General features: G+C 67.4%; 21 protein-coding genes, 1 pseudogene and 1 riboswitch. Of the genes and pseudogenes, 15 read left to right on the forward strand and 7 right to left on the reverse strand.

From position 1 onward, the window contains the following. Position 1: 1 nt before the first annotated feature. The 3 genes from A5771_RS19885 to A5771_RS19895 all read left to right on the forward strand — a co-directional run bounded on the left by A5771_RS19885 (position 2) and on the right by A5771_RS19895 (position 2567). Positions 2-661, forward strand: a complete 660-nt coding sequence (locus A5771_RS19885; RefSeq protein WP_064856902.1) for a vWA domain-containing protein — start codon at positions 2-4, stop codon at positions 659-661. 69 nt (positions 662-730) lie between these two features. Then, a riboswitch (SAM riboswitch) is annotated at positions 731-843 on the forward strand. Between the two features lie 57 nt (positions 844-900). Continuing rightward, positions 901-2172 carry an ADP-ribosylglycohydrolase family protein gene (locus A5771_RS19890; protein WP_342707875.1) on the forward strand — a complete coding sequence of 424 codons (1272 nt, stop codon included), beginning with the start codon at positions 901-903 and terminating at the stop codon, positions 2170-2172. After that, positions 2169-2567 (forward strand): hypothetical protein, encoded by a 399-nt coding sequence (locus tag A5771_RS19895; protein ID WP_064856904.1) that lies wholly within the window; start codon positions 2169-2171, stop codon positions 2565-2567. The genes A5771_RS19890 and A5771_RS19895 overlap by 4 nt, the downstream gene beginning before the upstream one ends. 37 nt (positions 2568-2604) lie before the next feature. On the opposite strand, the gene A5771_RS19900 is transcribed toward A5771_RS19895, so the two are convergent. From A5771_RS19900 to A5771_RS19915, 6 genes and pseudogenes are all read right to left on the reverse strand, one after another. Then, the gene (locus tag A5771_RS19900; RefSeq protein WP_234783136.1) at positions 2605-2853 is read right to left on the reverse strand and encodes a hypothetical protein; all 249 of its coding nucleotides are present in this window, start codon (positions 2851-2853) and stop codon (positions 2605-2607) included. 13 nt (positions 2854-2866) lie between these two features. Further along, positions 2867-3052, reverse strand: coding sequence for a hypothetical protein (locus A5771_RS19905; protein WP_064856905.1), 186 nt, complete (start codon positions 3050-3052; stop codon positions 2867-2869). A 10-nt stretch (positions 3053-3062) separates the two neighbouring features. Next, complete coding sequence (locus A5771_RS24200; protein ID WP_234783133.1) at positions 3063-3221, reverse strand: hypothetical protein; 159 nt, start codon at positions 3219-3221, stop codon at positions 3063-3065. A 16-nt stretch (positions 3222-3237) separates the two neighbouring features. After that, positions 3238-3585 (reverse strand): annotated as a pseudogene (locus tag A5771_RS24720) (ADP-ribosylglycohydrolase family protein); the annotation flags it as partial. A gap of 722 nt (positions 3586-4307) precedes the next feature. Next, entirely contained in the window at positions 4308-4754 is a 447-nt protein-coding gene (locus tag A5771_RS22300) for a tautomerase family protein (protein WP_082947351.1), read from the reverse strand. A gap of 17 nt (positions 4755-4771) precedes the next feature. Beyond that, entirely contained in the window at positions 4772-5473 is a 702-nt protein-coding gene (locus A5771_RS19915; RefSeq protein WP_064856950.1) for an SDR family oxidoreductase, read from the reverse strand. Between the two features lie 96 nt (positions 5474-5569). On the opposite strand from A5771_RS19915, the gene A5771_RS19920 reads away from it, so the two are divergent. The 4 genes from A5771_RS19920 (at position 5570) to A5771_RS19935 (ending at position 8388) form a co-directional block, all read left to right on the forward strand. After that, positions 5570-6055: a winged helix-turn-helix transcriptional regulator gene (locus A5771_RS19920; RefSeq protein ID WP_064856907.1), complete on the forward strand. Its 486-nt coding sequence runs from the start codon at positions 5570-5572 to the stop codon at positions 6053-6055. A 147-nt stretch (positions 6056-6202) separates the two neighbouring features. After that, a complete protein-coding gene (locus A5771_RS19925) occupies positions 6203-7051 on the forward strand; it encodes a DUF2182 domain-containing protein (RefSeq protein WP_064856908.1) in 849 nt (282 codons plus the stop codon). 13 nt (positions 7052-7064) lie between these two features. Continuing rightward, positions 7065-7661, forward strand: a complete 597-nt coding sequence (locus A5771_RS19930) for a DUF1326 domain-containing protein (protein ID WP_064924584.1) — start codon at positions 7065-7067, stop codon at positions 7659-7661. 4 nt (positions 7662-7665) lie between these two features. Further along, the gene (locus tag A5771_RS19935) at positions 7666-8388 is read left to right on the forward strand and encodes a ferredoxin--NADP reductase (protein WP_064856910.1); all 723 of its coding nucleotides are present in this window, start codon (positions 7666-7668) and stop codon (positions 8386-8388) included. On the opposite strand, the gene A5771_RS19940 is transcribed toward A5771_RS19935, so the two are convergent. After that, positions 8382-10361 carry an SEC-C domain-containing protein gene (locus A5771_RS19940; protein WP_064856911.1) on the reverse strand — a complete coding sequence of 660 codons (1980 nt, stop codon included), beginning with the start codon at positions 10359-10361 and terminating at the stop codon, positions 8382-8384. The two genes, A5771_RS19935 and A5771_RS19940, sit on opposite strands and share 7 nt — an antisense overlap. A 95-nt stretch (positions 10362-10456) precedes the next feature. Between A5771_RS19940 and A5771_RS19945 the strand changes: the two genes are divergently transcribed. The 8 genes from A5771_RS19945 (at position 10457) to A5771_RS24205 (ending at position 17343) form a co-directional block, all read left to right on the forward strand. Then, positions 10457-11440, forward strand: a complete 984-nt coding sequence (locus A5771_RS19945; protein ID WP_064856912.1) for a metallophosphoesterase — start codon at positions 10457-10459, stop codon at positions 11438-11440. Between the two features lie 107 nt (positions 11441-11547). After that, the gene (locus A5771_RS19950; protein WP_064856913.1) at positions 11548-11793 is read left to right on the forward strand and encodes a type II toxin-antitoxin system VapB family antitoxin; all 246 of its coding nucleotides are present in this window, start codon (positions 11548-11550) and stop codon (positions 11791-11793) included. Further along, positions 11790-12188, forward strand: a complete 399-nt coding sequence (locus A5771_RS19955) for a type II toxin-antitoxin system VapC family toxin (RefSeq protein WP_064856914.1) — start codon at positions 11790-11792, stop codon at positions 12186-12188. Before A5771_RS19950 ends, A5771_RS19955 begins: the two co-directional genes overlap by 4 nt. Positions 12189-12208: 20 nt before the next feature. Further along, a complete protein-coding gene (locus A5771_RS19960; RefSeq protein WP_064856915.1) occupies positions 12209-13495 on the forward strand; it encodes a cytochrome P450 in 1287 nt (428 codons plus the stop codon). Between the two features lie 113 nt (positions 13496-13608). Then, on the forward strand, positions 13609-13743 hold the full coding sequence (locus tag A5771_RS24405; protein WP_267887479.1) for a hypothetical protein: 135 nt from the start codon (positions 13609-13611) through the stop codon (positions 13741-13743). Between the two features lie 51 nt (positions 13744-13794). Beyond that, entirely contained in the window at positions 13795-15435 is a 1641-nt protein-coding gene (locus tag A5771_RS19965; protein WP_064856916.1) for a nuclease-related domain-containing DEAD/DEAH box helicase, read from the forward strand. A gap of 62 nt (positions 15436-15497) precedes the next feature. After that, the gene (locus A5771_RS19970; protein WP_234783134.1) at positions 15498-16346 is read left to right on the forward strand and encodes a hypothetical protein; all 849 of its coding nucleotides are present in this window, start codon (positions 15498-15500) and stop codon (positions 16344-16346) included. Between the two features lie 97 nt (positions 16347-16443). After that, positions 16444-17343, forward strand: a complete 900-nt coding sequence (locus tag A5771_RS24205; protein WP_064856917.1) for a hypothetical protein — start codon at positions 16444-16446, stop codon at positions 17341-17343. Positions 17344-17382 lie beyond the last annotated feature (39 nt).

Here is a 17382-nt window from a genome sequence, read left to right on the forward strand (position 1 = left end):
CATGTCAGATCCGAACCTCACCAACCTGGTGTTCCTGCTCGACCGCTCCGGCTCGATGCAGTCGATCAAGTCCGACGTCGTCGGCGGATTCGACGCGTTTATTGCCGAGCAACGCGAAGGCGAGGGCCGGTGCACCGTGACCTTGGCGCAGTTCGACTACGAGTACGAGGTCGTCTACCGCGGCATCGACGTCGGGCGGGTACCTCCGCTGAAGATCCAGCCGCGCGGAAGCACGGCGCTGCTGGACTCGATGGGCAAGCTCATCACCGACACGGCCGCCGAGATCGATGCGCTGCCCGAGGCCGACCGGCCGGGCACCGTCGTCGTGGCGATCATGACCGACGGGTTGGAGAACTCCAGCAGCGAATGGCGCCGGCCCGACATCAAAGCTCTTGTGGGGCAACAGACCAACGATCACGGGTGGGAGTTCCTCTACATGGGTGCCGACCAGGACGCTGTCGAGGTGGGCAAGGGGCTCGGGGTCAAAGATGGGCAGGCCGTCACCTACGCGCGGGGCAAGTCACGCGAGGCGATGTTGACGGTGTCGGCCAATGTCCGTGGCTACCGCGACGCCAGGACGGTCAACCCGGACGCAATAATGCCCGAGTTCACCACGGCGCAACGGGCAGAATTGGCCGACGACGACGGGCCCGAACGCTAGCCCGTTTCGCCCGGGCGGACCGGGGTCGCGGACGGCGACTTGTCGGACAGCCGGGTTACACTGAATCAGCTTCATGAGACGCCGTCGACAAGCTCCGACTGGATGGCGCGCCAACCCCACGCTCGTGGGTGGCTCGGATGACGAAGCGGCCGACACCGACCGGTGTACGGCAAGAGCGCCTCCAGTGGGAGGCCCGGGCATTCTGGAGTAATGCGATGGGCAGCAACGTATCTGCACGTTTGACGACCGTTCAGCGAGACCGCGCCTGCGGCGTGTTGCTGGGTACCGCCGCCGGTGAGGCGCTGGGAGCCGCCAAGGGCGGCGAGTGGATCGGCGGCACGGCGATGGCGATCGCGGTCGCCGAACTGGCCGCCATTCAGGTTGACCTGCGCCGAGATGTCATTCAGGACCGGATCGTCGAGCGTTGGGACTGGCGGGCCAAGACCGTCAAACGTATTGGGGGGCGGCCGGCGTCACTCGCCCGGACCGCGTCGGTGGCGCTGGCACACCTCGATGACGAGACCGCGCTGGCCGCCGCGGCCCGCGTCATCAGCGACTTGGCCCACCACGACCCCGATGCCGGGGACGCCGGTGTGCTGTGGTGCGCGGCGATCCGCCACGCGGTGCTCACTGGGCAACTCGATACCCGAATTGGCCTGGGGCAGCTCGATATCGGGCGCCAACAGTGGTGGAGCGTTCGGTTCGATGCTGCCGAGAACACTCCACCGCACGAGTTCACCGCAGCCGGTGGGGTGGTGGTCGAGCTGCAGGCGGCCTGGTCGGCGATCGTGCACACCCCGATCCCCGTCGACGAACCCGCCAAGGAAGTGTTCCGGGTCGATCACCTACGGCTGACGCTGGAAGCGGCGGCGATCGCGGGCGCCGGACCGGCCGCGATCGCCGGTGGACTGCTGGGTGCGACCTACGGCGCCTCGGCGGTGCCCTCGGACTGGCGGTTGGGGCTGCGCGGCTGGCCGGGCTTGCGAACACGCGACCTGATCCGCCTGGCCGACAACATCATTGACAAGGGCGAGCCCGAACGTCGAGGCGGGTACTGGGCGACAGAGGATCAGCCTCCACCACGCCGCCATCCCCACGACGAGCAGCTCTGGATCGGCGGCGTCGGCGCCCTGGCCCGGCCGCGGCAGTACGTCCCCGACGGTGTCGATGCGATCGTGTCGCTGTGCCCGGTGTCCGATACGTGGCTGCGCACCGGCGCCACCCACCTCGACGTGCGGCTGGGCGACGAGGAGGACGAGAAGCCCAACCTCGACTTCGTGCTGCTCGACACCGTGCGGGCCGTCGAACAGCTGCGGGCCACGGGCCGCACGGTGTTCCTGCACTCGATGCACGCCCGCAACCGCACCCCGGCTGTCGCCGCTCTCTACGGGGCCCGCAAACGAGGCATCGGGATCGACGAAGCACTGCACGACGTGGCAAAAGTGCTGCCCGACGCCAACCCCGCCGGGGATCTTCGCGCGGCACTACATCGGTTGGCAGGTGCGGCATGAACGAGAAGAAGCGGGAGCTGAAGCCCTCGACCCGCTGGTCGGATCACGGCCCGAACACCTGGGGGCCGTACTGGGATGCGATGTTTTCGCCGGCCATGGTGACGCCGTGGATCAATTGGAAACGCGGTTCGACCGGTGTGAATGTCGCTCGCCTCTACTGGTACGAGCGCGAGTACCTGCGCTTGGCCTACGAATCCGTGTATGGAAGCGTTCCGGAGAACTGGCCGTCGCAGCATCCCGGCGTCGTGCTGGGGGATCGGGCGGCGTGCCTGCGCTGCCACTACTTCGGCACCTGGAGCGGGCCGCTGTCGGCGCTCGACTTGGCGCGGCGGCACGAAACCTCCGGCGGGGAGTTCCGCGGCCGGCGGGCATCAACGCCCAGATCGCGAGAGTGAGCCGTGGCCGACTCCGGTGTAACCGTGCGGTCCGCGACTATCCCTTCCCGAACCGTTGATACGCGGCCTGGCGGCTGGTGCCGAGTGCCACCCCGATCGCGTCCCAGGTGTCTCTTGCCGCTCGGGCGGCAGCGACCGCGGCACGTAGATCAGCTTCGGCGCCTACCAGCGCTTCGGCAGTTGCGATGATCCTTCGGATGTGGCTGGCATCGCGCGCATCGGTCGGCTCCGGCTCGATCGAATCCAGCCAATCCTCAACATCCCGTTCGCGCTTCACATTCGCCATGATGAGCACCGCCTCACTGCAGATACTTGTAGAACTTGGCGCGTAGCTTGTCGGCGTGGATGACCCGGTGCGGCTCGTCGGTCGGGACCACCAGTTCCAGTAGTGCGCCGGTGCGACTGGGACCGATCACCAGCATCTGGACCTCGCCCTCGTATTCCAACTGGACGTAGCGGAGCTGGTTGCGCCACGCGTGGAGGATGTCGCCATCCTCACCTCACCGCCCGCGCGATCGCGATGAGCTCGTCGAGCCAGAACGTCCCCTGATCGTTGAGATGTGTGGCCCACCGGGTCAGCCGCGGCGTCAACCCGTCGAGGCCGACGGCGGCACCGGGGACCATCGCGCCGGCCATGGCGGCGACGGTGTCCACGTCGCCGCATGCGTGCCGCGTCGTCGGAGAGGCCGATGATCTGGTCGCGGCCCAGCGCGAGGAAGCCGACCGGCCCTGCCCGCGTGGCGGCGCCGTTGCCCGCGCTCGGTGAGGGCTCACCGGCGCGGTCCCACGGCACACCGTCGATGAGGCGCCAGGCAGCCTCCTGGGTTGCCTGGCCGCGCCCGACGATCGTGTTGTTGTCGAACAGCGCCGCGATGCGCCCGGCGAAGTCGTCGGGGACGAACCCGTGCATCGTTCCCAGGCTTAGCACCAACTCCCGGGCGAGTTGGGTGTCGTCAGAGTGCTGCCCGAACGCGAACGGCCCGCGGAAGAATTGCGGCGGATCGGCCTTAGCGAACACATCGTCGGCGTAGGGCGTGCAGACTGCGGGTGGGTGCCCTTCGACGAGGAACCCAGCGCGTCGCCGAGTGCTTGCGCCACCAGCGAACCGGCGCGGCCGTCGTGGGGGTCGTGGGTCATGGTGCGCTCGCTTTCACCGGGGAGGCCAACAGTGGCCCCGTGGTCATGAGGCCAGTCGTCCCTGCAGTATCACCGCGGCCACCGACGATCGGACTCGATGTCACACCCCCCTCGTAGCGTCACAACCATGAACATGCCGACAAGGCAAGCCGCCGTGGCCGTTGCGGTCCTGGCCATCCTGGCCTTGGCGTCCGGATCCCTCGAGTGGGCCGTGGCGATCGCGGTCTTGGCCGCGGTCGGGTTCGGCGGATACGTGCTGCTGCCGCGGATCGCCGAACAACAGGCCGCCGCCGCGGAGCGCCGGGACGCGATCCGGGAGCGCGCCGACCGGCAGCACAGTTGGGCGTTGCGCGGCGACAGCCGCGGCCTCTACGGCGCTGACGGTGCCGAGGTGATGCGCCGCATCGCCGACGCACCGAACCTCGATGACATCGCCGACGACTCCGACGACGAACCGGCGATAGCAGCGGTGGCCTACACCCCGGAGGACTTGAGCGCACTACTCGCCGAACGGCCGGCCTGTTGGCGCTACGCGGCCTTCGTCTCGGTGCTGGTGCAGCGGCGCGCGACATTGCTATCGCGGCTGCGGGACCAGCAGCTGGGCTACGCACCGAAGCTAGGCATGCAATACGCTGACGCGACATTCTCGCTGGCCCAGCGCCTTTCCGCCTCCGACCCACCCGGCGGCGGGACCAGCCCGTTGATCATCCACATCTCCTCGCTGGTCTCGTCGACGTGGAACTCCCAATGCAGTCCGGGATGCCGCTCCAGAAACGGCGCCAGAATCTTCTTGATCCCCCCGGCGATCCGCTGCCGGGTCTCCTTATCGGCGGCGCGCCGAGCGATGTGATCGATGACGATGCGCACCCCGACCGGGGTCGGCTCACCACCGACATACAGATCCTCGGGAGCCGTCTCCTGGAACAAGGCGACCACGTAGAAACGCGGCAGCCCGACCCGCTCGTAGTGATCGGTGATGCGCGAGGCCAGCTCGCGCTTGTCCGCGGCGCTGAAGATCCCGGGTGTGTGGTGAATCGTCCACAGCGGCATGACGGTTCGGCCGTCGATCAGACTGGCAGTGCCACGAACAGCTTTTCGACCGGGCCCGACAGGGCGGCCTTGACGCCGACGCTGATGTCGTCGGCAAGCACCTCGAGCGCCCCGTCCTCCACGCCGTCGACGATCCGCCGGGCCACCTCGGCCGGTGACGTCTTATCCGCCGCCATCGACGAAACCATGTCGGTGTCGATGAACCCGGCGTGCACGCCGAGCACCTGCGTGCCTTGTGCCGCCAGCTCGGAGCGCAGTGAGTTGGTGGCCGACCAGATGGCGGCCTTGGACGCACCGTAGGCTCCGGCACCGCCCAGCCACGACAGCACCGAATGCATATTGACCAACGCTCCGCCGCCGTTGGCCGCCAGGATCGGGGCGAAGGCGCGGGCGACGCGCAGCGGCCCGAACACGTTGATGTCGAACGTCTCGGTGATATCGCCGAAATCGCCGGTCAGCAGCGGCCCCGGCAGCAGGATGCCGGCGTTGTTGAACACGATCTCGGCGTCCGCGGCGGTGCGCGCCAGCGCGGCCACCGACTCGGCCGACCGCACATCGAGGGCATGGGGCACCACCGCGGGCCGGTCATCGCTGAATGCCGATCGGCCGGTCGAGTACACCTTGGCCGCCCCGCGGGCCAGCACCTCGTCGACCAGTGCCGCGCCGAGCCCCCGGCGTCCCCCGGTGACGACAACCGCCTTGCCTTGAATTGCAACCATCTCCAACACCCTCTTCGAGCTAGATAACGAATACGTTAGTCAGATAGAACCACGGATCGCTGGATAACGCAAGCGTTAGTCACGTAGGATGTCGGTATGCAGTTCGAACCCCGCCTGCGCGACCGCACCCGATGGTCGATCGGTGAAGGCTGCTCGATGACGAAACTGCTCAATGTGCTGAGCACCAAGACGGCGTTTTTGGCGCTGCGCGAATGCTTCTACGGCACCACCCGCTTCGAGGACTTCACCGAGCGGATCGGGGCCTCCGCGCCGGCCGTTTCGCGGGCGCTCAAGCAGCTCGAAGCCGCCCGGATCATCACCCGGGCGCCATATCAGGAGGAGGGCAAACGGGCCCACGACGAGTACCGGCTGACCCCGGCCGGGGAGGATCTGCTGCCGGTCCTGGTGGCGCTGGTGCAGTGGGGCGACAAGTACCTGCAAGACGATGGTCCGCCGCTGGAACTTGTCGCCACCGACACCCAGCGTCGCGTCGCGGTGTGCATCACCGACGATCCTGACCCGCCGTCGGTGGAACTCGCCGACATCGAGATCCGGGTGCCCGCCCGGCGCCGAACGCCCTGAGCTGTCAGACCTCGCCCTGCGCGGCGCCCGGAGCTTCATGGACTCGGCCAGGCGCTGACCACAGTGCTCGCCAAAACCCTTGCCCCTGGCCCCAATAGGCATCCGGTAATGTTCGCCAAATAATCCATCGGCGAAGGGGCGCCCCAGATGGTGGCATCCGACCAGGTAGCGGGCCGGTCCTCGGCTGCCGTCGCGGAGTGGTTGCGCGACCCGGGCCGGCTGCTGTGGACGATCGCCGCGCTGTGCTGGGTGGCGCTGCTGGTGACCGGGCATCACCACGACGGCCTCATCGCCGGGGGTAATCGGCCGGAATCGGCTGCGGGCATTGCGGTCTCCGTTGCGTTGCTGGCCGCTGCCTGGCTGGAAATGACCGCGGCGATGATGTTGCCGACGACCATTCCGATGGTGCGGATGTTCACCGTCGTCAGTGCCCGCGCGCCGCGAACGGCCTTGGTGCGTACCGCCTTTCTCGCCGGCTACCTGGCGCTGTGGCTGGCGTTCGCGCTGGCCGCGGTCGCCGTGGCGACGGTGCTGCGGGCCTGGGCGCCACCGGCGCAGCTGAGCTGGATCGCCGCCCGGCCGCATCTGGTGCTCGCGGCGGTGCTCGCGATCGCCGGCGTCTTCCAACTCACCCCGCTCAAAGACCGCTGCCTGACCCAGTGCCGCGACCCCAGAGCCTTCCTGTTCGCGCACTACCGCCGCGGTGTCGCGGGAGCCTGGAATCTGGGGCTGCGCCACGGCTGGTCCTGCCTGGGCTGCTGCTGGGCGTTAATGCTGATCATGTTCGGCACCGGGCTGGGCAACGTACTGGCCATGCTGGCGCTCACCGCGGTGATGCTGATCGAGAAGACCGCGTCTTGGGGCAGGCGGATCGTCACGCCACTGGGGATTGGCCTGCTGGCCACAGCGGCGTTGGTCGGCCTGTTCGGAAACCACCTGCCCGGCTGGGAATTGTATGAACCCCTGCAGTCGTCGACCGGCACACACCACCACTGAAAAGGAGATCGCCGTGGGATATGAGTTGAACGGACGGATGGCCGAGGTGTGCAGCTGCCGGTCACTGTGCCCGTGCACCATCGGGGAGAACGCCGACGGCAACAACTGCGGATTCAACTGGGTGTTCCACATCGACCGCGGCCAGATCAACGACGTCGACGTGTCCGGGCTCAACCTGGGACTGCTGGGGCATCACGCCGACAACATCTTCGACGTCAACACCCGCGTGTTCGTCATCGTCGACGACCGCGCCGACGACACCCAGCAGGACGCGCTCGTGACCGCATTCACCGGCCAGGCGGGTGGGCCGCTGGCGGATCTGGCCGGCCTGGTCAAAGAGATCGTCGGCGTGACCCGGGCGCCGATCGAGTTCGACGTCGACAAAGGCAGCGGGCATTTCAAGGTCGACGGGATCTTCGAGGCCCAGGTCGAGGGCTTCCGGGCCAAAGACGGATCACACACCACCTTGAACAACACCGCGCTCGGCCACGTCTACGGCGCACTGACCTACCCGGGCAAGGTAATCCGGCACCGGGTGACCGACGCCGAACACGGCCTGCAGTTCCGGGGCCGCCAGTCGACCCAGACCGAGTTCAGCTTCGCCTCCTGAAGCCGTGGACCTCTACGAGACGCACCTGACCCGACGTGAGCTGGTCGCCGAAGACACCATGGCGTTTCATTTCGCGCGCCCCGCGGGCTACGCCTACCAGGCGGGCCAGTCACTTCAGCTCACTTTGATCGACCCGCCCAAGAGCGACGGCAAGGGTCCGACACGCGAGTTCACCATCGCCAGCGCCCCACACGAACCCGAGTTGATGGTCGCAATGCGCCTGCGGGACGGCGCGTTCAAGCAGGTACTCCGCGACGCACCGATCGGGACCGCGGTCCAGATCAGCGAAGCCGACGGGGATGTGATCCTGCACCGCGACGCCGCTCGGCCGGCAGTGCTGATCGCCGGTGGCATCGGGATCACACCGTTCCTGTCCATAGCCCGGCATGCCGCGCGCGAAGCCCTGCAACATCCGCTGTATCTCTTCTACTCCAACTGGCGGCCCGAACTGGCGCCGTTCCTGCCGGAGTTGCACGAGCTGCAGCGGTCCAATCCGCAATACCGGTTGATCGCCACGATGACCGACCCGGACACCTCAGCGCAGCCGTGGTCGGGCCAGACCGGAGTCATCGATGCCGAGCTGCTCAAACAGCACCTGCCGGACCTCACCAGCCCGGTCTACTACGTGGCCGGGCCACCGCCGATGGCGCTGGCGATGCTCGACCTACTGCAGGACCTGGGCGTCGACGACGACGCCATCAAGTCCGCCGAGTTCTACGGCTACTGATCATCGTCCAGCTCCGCCTCGGCGAATCGCCGACTCAGAAAGCCCACCAGCTCCACCGGATCTGGGGCGTGATCAAGCAGCGCAAGCAGCTCATCGCGCTCATCGGGCTCGACCGGATCGATCCCGCCGAAGAACGCGAAACCCTCGCCGGTTGGCAGCACCCGCGAGCAGATCAGCTGCCCGCGCTCCAGCGCGCGGCCCCGCTCGGTGACCTCAAGAACCTCGCCGGTGCGCACGTCGCGCACGGTGACGCTGTGGCCGGGGCGGGCCTGCTCGACTTCGAACACCGAGCGCGGCACCCCCAGCCACTGCTCGGCCAGCTTCCTTTCGTCCTCGGGCAGCAATTCGCCACGTAACTCCAGGAATTCGGCGAACGCCCCACCCTCGAACAGCACCGTGTCGATCGCCAGCGGGTCGGTCTTGGCCGCCGCCACCAGGTCATCGATCTCATCCTCGACGTAGCGGATGCGTTCGTAGCCGGCCAGCATCAGCAACTCGCCCCACTCGCCACCGAGCACCTGTTGGTGGGCCTTGGCGTAGAGCCAGCGCACCCGCTCGGCCAGCGACAGCTGCTCATTGCCCAGGTGGCACTTCTTGTACTTGCGCCCCGACCCGCACCAGCACGGCTCGTTGCGGCCGACGTCGGTACGCGGCTGCGCCCGGTGCTGTTCCAGCAGACGCACCAGCGGGTGATCGGCTCCGACGCCGGCGCGCCGCAGCAGCCCCAAACCCGCCTCGGCGTCACCGCGATCGGAGGCGATCCGGGCCAGCGTCAGCAACGTCAGTGGCCAGTCCGGGTCCAATGATTCGGCGGCCAACAGCTCGCGTTCGCACCCGGCGACGTCGCCGAGCCCCTCGCACGCCATCGCCTGCAGCCAGTGCGTCGCCACCCGCGCCGAGCGCGGCACCTTGGACTGCAGCGACTCGGCGAGGATGCCCAGCGCGGCGGCACCCCGCCGTCCGGCGCGGGTCGCCTCCTCCATCAAGGACAGCGCCAGCACCGGATTGGCCAGTGCCGCACCCAGTTCGCCGAGAACCTCCGCGTATTGTCCGTCGGCGGGCTCGGTGTCGGCGGGCTCGTCGACGGCGGTATCCTCCTCGTCTTCTGCATCTATTGCGAGGTCGAGCACAGCCGCCATCTGAGCGTGCATCTCGACCAGCGTGGTCAGCACGAAGGCATCATCGTCATCCAGGCCGTACTGGTCGGCCAGCCGTGCGCACTTGCGCTCGAAGCGCCACCGCTCGAAGTCGAACCCGGCCGGTGCCAGCCAGCCGCCGCTGCGGGCCAGCCCGTGCTGGTCGGCGATCTCGCTGAGCGGGGCGGCCGGACTGGTGAACAGTGCGGGGTCGGCCGCGCAGGCCGCCCACGCCACCGAGGCGAAATGCGACGGGGATTCATCCGCGTCGAGCAGAGCAGCCAGCCGATCGCCGAGCGTGGTATCCGTGGTCGCGGTGACCGGCTCCAGGGCAATTCCCCTGTCGGTCAACCGCATTCCGAGCAGATCGCCGGCCGCCACCCCCAGGCCGGCCAGCGTGCCCGGTACCAGCAGCAGGGCGCCGGGCTCCTCGACCAGCTCGAGTGGGATGCCGCGCTCCTCCAGCAGCTCGTCGTCGTAATGGGGCAACACAAGCGACATCGGTGAGCCGTCGGCGAGCTCGGCAGAGTCGTCGTCGCACAGTTCGGAGATCGGATCCAGATCCGGGCCGACCGCCAGCAAGTCGTAAGTGAGCTCCTCGGCGGTGAGCCGGTGGGTGAAGACCCGCCCGGCCAGCAGTGCCGGCAACCACGCCCACCGGCCATCGGCCAGCGGGCGGGCCGGGCAGCTGAACTCATTGAGCAACTCGTCGATGACGGCGTCCGGGTCGGGGATCCCGGCCTCGTGCAGCCGATCGGCGATGTCGTCCTTGGACGCCGGTCCGTGCTCGGTCAGGATCGCCGCAAGTGTCGGTACCGCGTCGGAGGGTTCGGTCACGGTTGACACCTTAAGGTCGGCGGGCCAGCGGCGCAGCCATCCCGATGTCGGACCCCACTGAAACAATCGAACTACCAGGAGATAGGAGGGCCCCGATGGCAGAGTCCACGGTGCAGGGCTACGACATCATCGGCGACGTCCACGGCTGCGCCGACCAACTGGAGGCGTTACTGGCCAAGCTCGGCTACGAAACCACCGGTGGTGCAGCGGAATACCGTCACCCGGATCGGCAAGTGGTGTTCGTCGGTGATTTGATCGACCGCGGCCCGGGGCAACTGCGGGTGCTGGAAGTAGCCAAGGCCATGGTCGACGCGGGCAGCGCCCGGATCGTCATGGGCAACCACGAATTCAACGCGCTGGGCTACCACTACGAACACCCGGCCGGCAGCGGAAAATACCTGCGAGACCGCAACGCGAAACACATCGAGCAGCACGAGGCATTCCTGGACCAGCTCACCGACGACCAACAGCGCCACTACCTGGAGTGGTTTGCCACCATGCCGCTGTGGCTGGACCTGGGCGGGCTGCGCGTCGTGCATGCCTGCTGGCATGAAAAGTCGATGGCGGTGGTGCAAGAGCACTGCAAAACCAACGCCCCCTTCGCCGATGAGCGTCATCTGGTGGCGGCACACGACAAGAAGCACGCGCTCTACGACGCGATCGAGATCCTGCTCAAGGGCCCCGAGATCAGCCTGGTCGAGCGCGGCCAGCTCAAGTACAAGGACAAGGACGGCAACGAGCGCGGGAAAGCCCGCATGCGCTGGTGGGACAGCGGCGCGCGCACCCTGCGCGACGTCGCGGTAATGAGCAGTAGCTACACCACCACGGAGGGCGAGCCTTACCCGCCGCTGCCGGAGCTGAAACTGCTGGACGGCACCGAGTCGTTCGTCTATACCGGCGACGTCCCGGTGTTCTACGGCCACTACTGGCGGCAGGGCTCGCCCGCACTCGGTGAGGACTTCACCGAGCGCACCGCGTGCGTGGACTTCAGCGCCGTCAAAGACGACGGGACGCTGACCGCCTACCGCTGGTCAGGGGAGCGCCGAATCCGGCCCGAGAACTACGTGCAGGTCGGGTGACCGGCGATAGCGCCGGCGCTATCCGATTGGAAACTACCCACATCGTTCGGTCGAGGGCGGACGGCGCAACACGCTGGTACCATCAGGACGGTAGGAAGGTACCAGTCATGGCGTTGAACATCAAAGATCCGTCGGTTCATGAAGCGGTCAAAGAGATCGCCAGGATCACCGGTGAATCCCAGGCGCAGGCCGTCGCGGCCGCAGTGCGGGACCGGCTGGCTCGCCTGCAGGCGGATGACGTCACACACCGGCTGCTTGCTATCGGTCGCCGGACCGCGGCTCGCATGAGCCCGGAGGCGAAGCGCGTCGACCATGGCGCGCTGCTTTACGACGAGCGCGGCCTGCCCGCATGATCGCCGACACCTCGGCAATCATCGCGATCCTCCGAGATGAAGCGGACGCGGATAGCTATGCCCGGGCGATCGCCCGGGCGCAGACCCGTCGACTGTCCGCGGCGTCCTATCTCGAATGTGGGATCATCTTGGACTCCCAGCGCGATCCGATCATCAGCAGAGCGTTGGATGAATTCCTCGACGAGGCCGGCTTTGTGGTCGAGCCGGTAACCGAGCGGCAGGCTCGGCTGGCCCGACAGGCCTACATCGACTTCGGGAAGGGCAGCGGGCATCCAGCGGGTTTGAACTTCGGGGACTGCCTCTCCTACGCCCTGGCGACTGACCTTCGTGAACCACTGCTGTGGAAGGGCGACGACTTCGGCCACACCGGAATTCACTCCGCTGTCGACGGATAGCCCACTACTCTGAGGCACACATGACCCAGCCCGTACGCTATCGACCCGGCGACGCGCTGGCCGCGCTGCAACGGCGTCGCAGCCCGATCGTCGACGCCGGGATCGGCCGCCACGGCTACGTGTATCTGTTCGGCGCCGAGGCCAATAGGTTCGTCTTCGCCAACTCCGACGCCTTCAGCTGGTGGGACGCCTTCCAGGTGCTGGTGCCGGTCGACGGGCCCACCGCCCTGATCGTCAGCGACGGGGCCGATCACCGTCGCCGCCGCAGCCTGGTCCAACCGGCATTTCACCAAAGGCACATCGGCGGCTACCTGCAGATCATGGCCGCCAACGCCGACGCCGTCATCGGCACCTGGCGACCCGGTGACACGATCGACATCTTCGCGCAGCTGCGCTCGGCGATCCGGCGCAGCGCCATCGAAGCACTGTTCGGCCAGGCGATGGCCGGCCACGCCGACTTCCTGGGCGAACAATTGCAGCCGCTGATGGACCTGACCCATCGGCTGCCCCAGGTGCTCAAGGCCGAAGCCCGGCTGAAGACTCCGGCCTGGCGGCGTGCAATGGTCGCCAGAACCCGCGTCGACGAGCTGATCTACGCCGAGATCGCCCGCGCCCGAACCCATCCCGGCGCCGACGACAACGTGCTGGCCACCTTGATCACCGGGCACACCGAGACCGGCGAGGCGCTGCGCGACGACGAGATCCGCGATCAGATCGTCTCACTGATCGCCGCCGGGTACGAAACCACCAGTGCGGCAATGGGGTGGGCGGTCTACGCGCTGCTCAGCACCCCCGAGGTGTGGCAGACCGCCGCCGCCGAAGTCCGTGATGTCACCGGCGGCCGCGCCCCCGATGCCGGCGACCTGAAAAACCTGACCTACCTCAACGGCGTCGTGCACGAGACGCTGCGGCTCTACCCGCCGGCGGTGATCTCCGCGCGCAAGGTCGCCCGCGAGCTGTCGTTTCACGACCGGCGCATCCGCGCTGGGCGCACCCTGGTGTTCAGCCCGTACGTCACCCACCGGCTGCCGGAGCTGTGGGCCGATCCGCTGCGTTTCGAGCCGCGCCGCTGGGACCCCGCCTCCCCGGGGTATCGCCGCCCCGCCCCGTACGAGTTCCTGCCGTTCGGCGGCGGCACGCATCGCTGCATCGGGTCCGCATTCGCCACCGCCGAGCTGACGGTCATGCTGGCCCGGCTGCTGACCAAGACCCGGCTGCATCTCCCTGACCAGCGCATACGCGCCGGTGGATACGCGGCGTTACAGCCTCGGCCCGGCTTGACCGTGCAGGTCGGCGAGCCGTATTAAATTTCGGCGCCTTTTTGGTGAATGCGACGGGACTGGCATTTTCCTTAGAGATATGATGTGGTGTAGACCACGAAAAAAAATGGTTGTGATCTAAACCACAGGAGATGATGGCCATGACGACTTTCTTGAGCGGCCTGGGCCTCACCGCCGCCACTGCCACTGTTGGAGCCGGCCTGATGGGGCAGACGACGGTGGCGTTGTGCGTCGGTCTGGTATCGGCGGCGTTCTTCGCCGGCCGCGCCTGCTGATTCGCCCCAACCACAGCAGCCGAAGTCCCCGAACGTGGCACGCTCATCGGCGTGCCCGTTTCACTGCCGGAAAACCCGAGGTTCGCCAGCTCCTCCGAGCGCCACGTCTACCAGGCGCTGATCGAGCAGCTCCACGACGGTGACGTCGTGGTCGCGGGCCAGCGCGTCACCGACCACCTCAAAGACCACGAGATCGATTTCGTCGTCGCGATCGAGGGCGCCGGCATCATCTGCATCGAGGTCAAAGGCGGCGAAGTCTGGCACGACGGGGCCGGGTGGCATCAGATGCGCGGCGGCAAGAAGTGCCGGATCGAACCCGTGCGGCAGGCGCGCGAGGCCTGTTATGCGCTGCGGGACTACATCGAGCACGATCCGCGCTGGACGCAGGGCCGGCTGCGCTGGGACCACATCGTGGCCTTGCCGCACACCGAGCTGCCCGACGACTTCGAGCTGGCCGACTGTCCGCGCTGGAAGGTGGTCGACCGAAACAACTTGCCGCAGCTGGCGTCTCGACTGCGCTATGTGCTCGTTCGCCAGGAACTGGACCGCCCACTGCTGACGGCCGAAGGCATCGACCAATTCCGCAGCGTCCTGGGCGGACGAGGCCTGCCGCAGCGCGACGTGGTCGCCCGCGCGCTGGCCAACGACAGCGCCGCCGATGCCCTCACCGAGCAGCAGGCCGTGATCTTAGAAGCCATCCGGCTGCTCAACCGGGTGCAAGTGCGCGGCAGCGCCGGCAGCGGCAAAACCTATTTGGCGGTGGAGCAGGCGCGCCGGCTGGCATCCGAGGGGAAACGGGTTGCGCTGCTGTGCTGTTCGCACGGCCTGGCGTCCTACCTCAGGCGGATCACCGGGACCTGGCAGCGTCGCCAGAAGCCCGCCTACGTCGGTGAGTTCCATTCCCTGGGCGTGGCGTGGGGTGCACCTGACGGCCCAACGCACTCGGGGGAGTCGGTGCGCTTCTGGGAGGAGCAGCTGCCGCAGCAGATGCTCGAGTTGGCGCAGCACCTCGACGACGGGCAACGGTTCGACGCGGTGGTGGTCGACGAGGCCCAGGACTTCGCCGACGCCTGGTGGGATCCGGTGCTGGCGTCACTGCGCGACGAAGAGGAGGGCGGGCTGTTCGTGTTCAGCGATGAGGGTCAGCGGGTGTTCGACCGGCAGGGCACTCCGCCGGTGCCGCTGGTCCCGCTGGTGCTGGACCGCAACCTGCGCAACACCCGCCAGATCGCCAGCACGTTCCAGCCGCTGGTGGATCACCCGATCCGCTACCTGGGCGCCGACGGACCGGAGGTCCACTTCGTGCCGTGCAGCCGGGCTGATGCGGCGGAGACCGGCGACGATCAGGTCGAGAAGCTGCTCGATGACGGCTGGCGTCCCGAAGACGTGGCCTTGCTGACCACCGGTAGCCGCCACCCCGAGCAGATTTCCCGTCAGGAGCAGGGCAACGCGGCCTACTGGGACAGTTTCTGGGACGCCGATCAGGTCTTCTACGGACATGTGCTGGGATTCAAGGGATTAGAGCGCCGCGCCGTCGTGCTCGTGGTCGATGCCGCCGGGCCGGTCGAGCGGGCCCGCGAACGGCTCTACGTCGGAATGTCGCGGGCCCGGGATCAACTCGTGGTCTGCGGCGACCGGGACTTCATCGCCACGGTGGGCGGCCCGGATCTGGCGCGCAAGCTGGGGATTTGAGTAGCGGTCAAGTCCGGATTCGTCGATGACAAGATCGTCGCTGCTGTGCCACTCTGGACAGGGTGGACGAGGAACCAGAGCTCTTCATTTTCAAGATGGGAGATTCTGACGCTGCTGCCGAATACCGGCGGCAGCGAGAGCGTGCGCGTGAGGTCTCCCGCCGGCGTTACCGCGATTACCTGACCGCAGCTTTCGATCTGCACGGCGCAGCCGATGCCGCCACCCTGGCGGACGTCGCGCTGAACACGCTCACTATTTGGCAGGACATCGAGACCGGTGAGCCGTGCCCGTGCTCGTGCCACCCGCGCTTGCCTGAGAGTGACCTGCACGACTTCGGGTTTCGGTGCAACTGCTCTCGTACCTCCGAAGACCGGCGCCGGGCGTGGGCGGAGTGGCGAAGCGACAACGATGCCTTCTGGAAATCCCCTCATGGTCAAGAGATCATCGCGGCTCGGCGGGTCGCCGAGGCCGAACTGGTCGCGTGGCTGGCCGCTCAAGAAGGTGTGACAGTGCGGAGCCATGGCGGGATGGCGCCGGAGCAGTGGCGCGGTGAAGTCGACGGACATTCGTTCTACTTCCGCGAGCGTCATGACGAGTGGCAGATTGAACTCGACATGCGACCATCCGGGCGTTTCGCCGACGCCCTCGTCGGGACCGATCCGCAGGGCAAACCCCAGACCGAGCCGCGTGAGCTCGACGAAGGGGACGTGATCGCCGAGGGCACCATCTATACCGACAGCTATGGAACGCGTCCGGTCGAACGCGCGCAGTTCATCGTGGACACGATTCGCAACCATCTGGCTCGGCAGGCGTGCACTTTGCACTCCGAGGACCTGTCGTCGCTTCAAGCGTTGCTCGGCCGCGAGGTCCGGTGGTGCCCGACGTGCGGTGTGCGGCTGGCGAAGCCGTGACCCTCGCGCCATCTATCCACAGTCCGCGGCTGGGTGACTGGCCGGCATCGGCCGCTGGGCGCAGACTCGTCGCCAACCGGGAAAGGGTTGGTGAGGGATGGGGAATCGGGCGAACTTCGTCGTCGTCGAAAAACAGGGCTGGCGACTATATTACGCGCACTGCACGGGCTATCGCATGCTCGACGCGCTGGTCGGTGGTCCAGACTTCGCGGTGCGCTACGCGCGCGCGATGGAGGCCCGCTGGGAGACGGATTGGGTTGATCCCATTTGGGCCGATGGCGGCGCGGTGATCGACCTGGACCAGCGCCGGCTGTTGTTCTTCGGTGACGAGCTGATGGTCGAGATGGCGGAGCGACGCGCGATGCTGAAGGTCCTTGACGTCCTGTGGCCGGCGTACGAGGTCTGCTACGCCTACGACGGCACCGCCGAACTGGTGGACTACGTCGGCGCCAACCTGCCACCAATCGAGTGGGACCGAAGCCCGCAGATTCGACTCGCGCGGAAACGAAATGGGCTCTGCCACCTGGTCTCAGTCATCGATGAGTCGGGAAGTCTCCGATTCTGGCCGCTGTGGTGGCGCCTCAGTCAGGCATGGCACGGCCCGGCCCTGCTCGACAAGCTGCCCGGAGCCGGCCTGACCCGACTCAAACTGAATACCATTCCCGAGGGCGGCGTTCATATCGACGTCGGCCGAAACGCTTTGGGGGAGTGGCACACCTTCGATTCGTACGGAATCAGCCGGGAGTTGCCGGACCTGTGGCCCGGCTGGCACACCGAAGCATGGGGGGACGGGTTCGAAGAACAAGTAAGCCGCTGCGGGCCGGCGCTGCGGTTACCCGAACTGGACCTGGGAGCCGCCGCAGCCAGTGCTCGGGCCTGGATCCGTAAGCGGGAACCCGAAGCGCCCTACCGTGCTCCCGGACTCCCCACGGGCGAGTGGAGCCGGTTCACCGCGGCATGCGATGCGCTGCGAGCTGACCGTGCCGAGTCGGCGTGAATCGATGACAGTGATATCAGCGCATGGACATTGCTATCA

Origin of the sequence: Mycolicibacter sinensis (assembly GCF_001667375.1) — a bacterium.
GTDB lineage: Bacteria > Actinomycetota > Actinomycetes > Mycobacteriales > Mycobacteriaceae > Mycobacterium > Mycobacterium sinense_A.

Excerpts from the sequence above, each read along its gene's own strand:
- A5771_RS19885 (WP_064856902.1), top strand. The coding sequence starts at position 2 with ATGTCAGATCCGAACCTCACCAACCTGGTGTTCCTGCTCGACCGCTCC.
- A5771_RS19895 (WP_064856904.1), top strand. The coding sequence starts at position 2,169 with ATGAACGAGAAGAAGCGGGAGCTGAAGCCCTCGACCCGCTGGTCGGAT.
- A5771_RS19900 (WP_234783136.1), bottom strand. The coding sequence starts at position 2,853 with ATGGCGAATGTGAAGCGCGAACGGGATGTTGAGGATTGGCTGGATTCG.
- A5771_RS22300 (WP_082947351.1), bottom strand. The coding sequence starts at position 4,754 with ATGCCGCTGTGGACGATTCACCACACACCCGGGATCTTCAGCGCCGCG.
- A5771_RS19915 (WP_064856950.1), bottom strand. The coding sequence starts at position 5,473 with ATGGTTGCAATTCAAGGCAAGGCGGTTGTCGTCACCGGGGGACGCCGG.
- A5771_RS19920 (WP_064856907.1), top strand. The coding sequence starts at position 5,570 with ATGCAGTTCGAACCCCGCCTGCGCGACCGCACCCGATGGTCGATCGGT.
- A5771_RS19925 (WP_064856908.1), top strand. The coding sequence starts at position 6,203 with ATGGTGGCATCCGACCAGGTAGCGGGCCGGTCCTCGGCTGCCGTCGCG.
- A5771_RS19945 (WP_064856912.1), top strand. The coding sequence starts at position 10,457 with ATGGCAGAGTCCACGGTGCAGGGCTACGACATCATCGGCGACGTCCAC.
- A5771_RS19950 (WP_064856913.1), top strand. The coding sequence starts at position 11,548 with ATGGCGTTGAACATCAAAGATCCGTCGGTTCATGAAGCGGTCAAAGAG.
- A5771_RS19955 (WP_064856914.1), top strand. The coding sequence starts at position 11,790 with ATGATCGCCGACACCTCGGCAATCATCGCGATCCTCCGAGATGAAGCG.
- A5771_RS19960 (WP_064856915.1), top strand. The coding sequence starts at position 12,209 with ATGACCCAGCCCGTACGCTATCGACCCGGCGACGCGCTGGCCGCGCTG.
- A5771_RS24405 (WP_267887479.1), top strand. The coding sequence starts at position 13,609 with ATGACGACTTTCTTGAGCGGCCTGGGCCTCACCGCCGCCACTGCCACT.
- A5771_RS24205 (WP_064856917.1), top strand. The coding sequence starts at position 16,444 with ATGGGGAATCGGGCGAACTTCGTCGTCGTCGAAAAACAGGGCTGGCGA.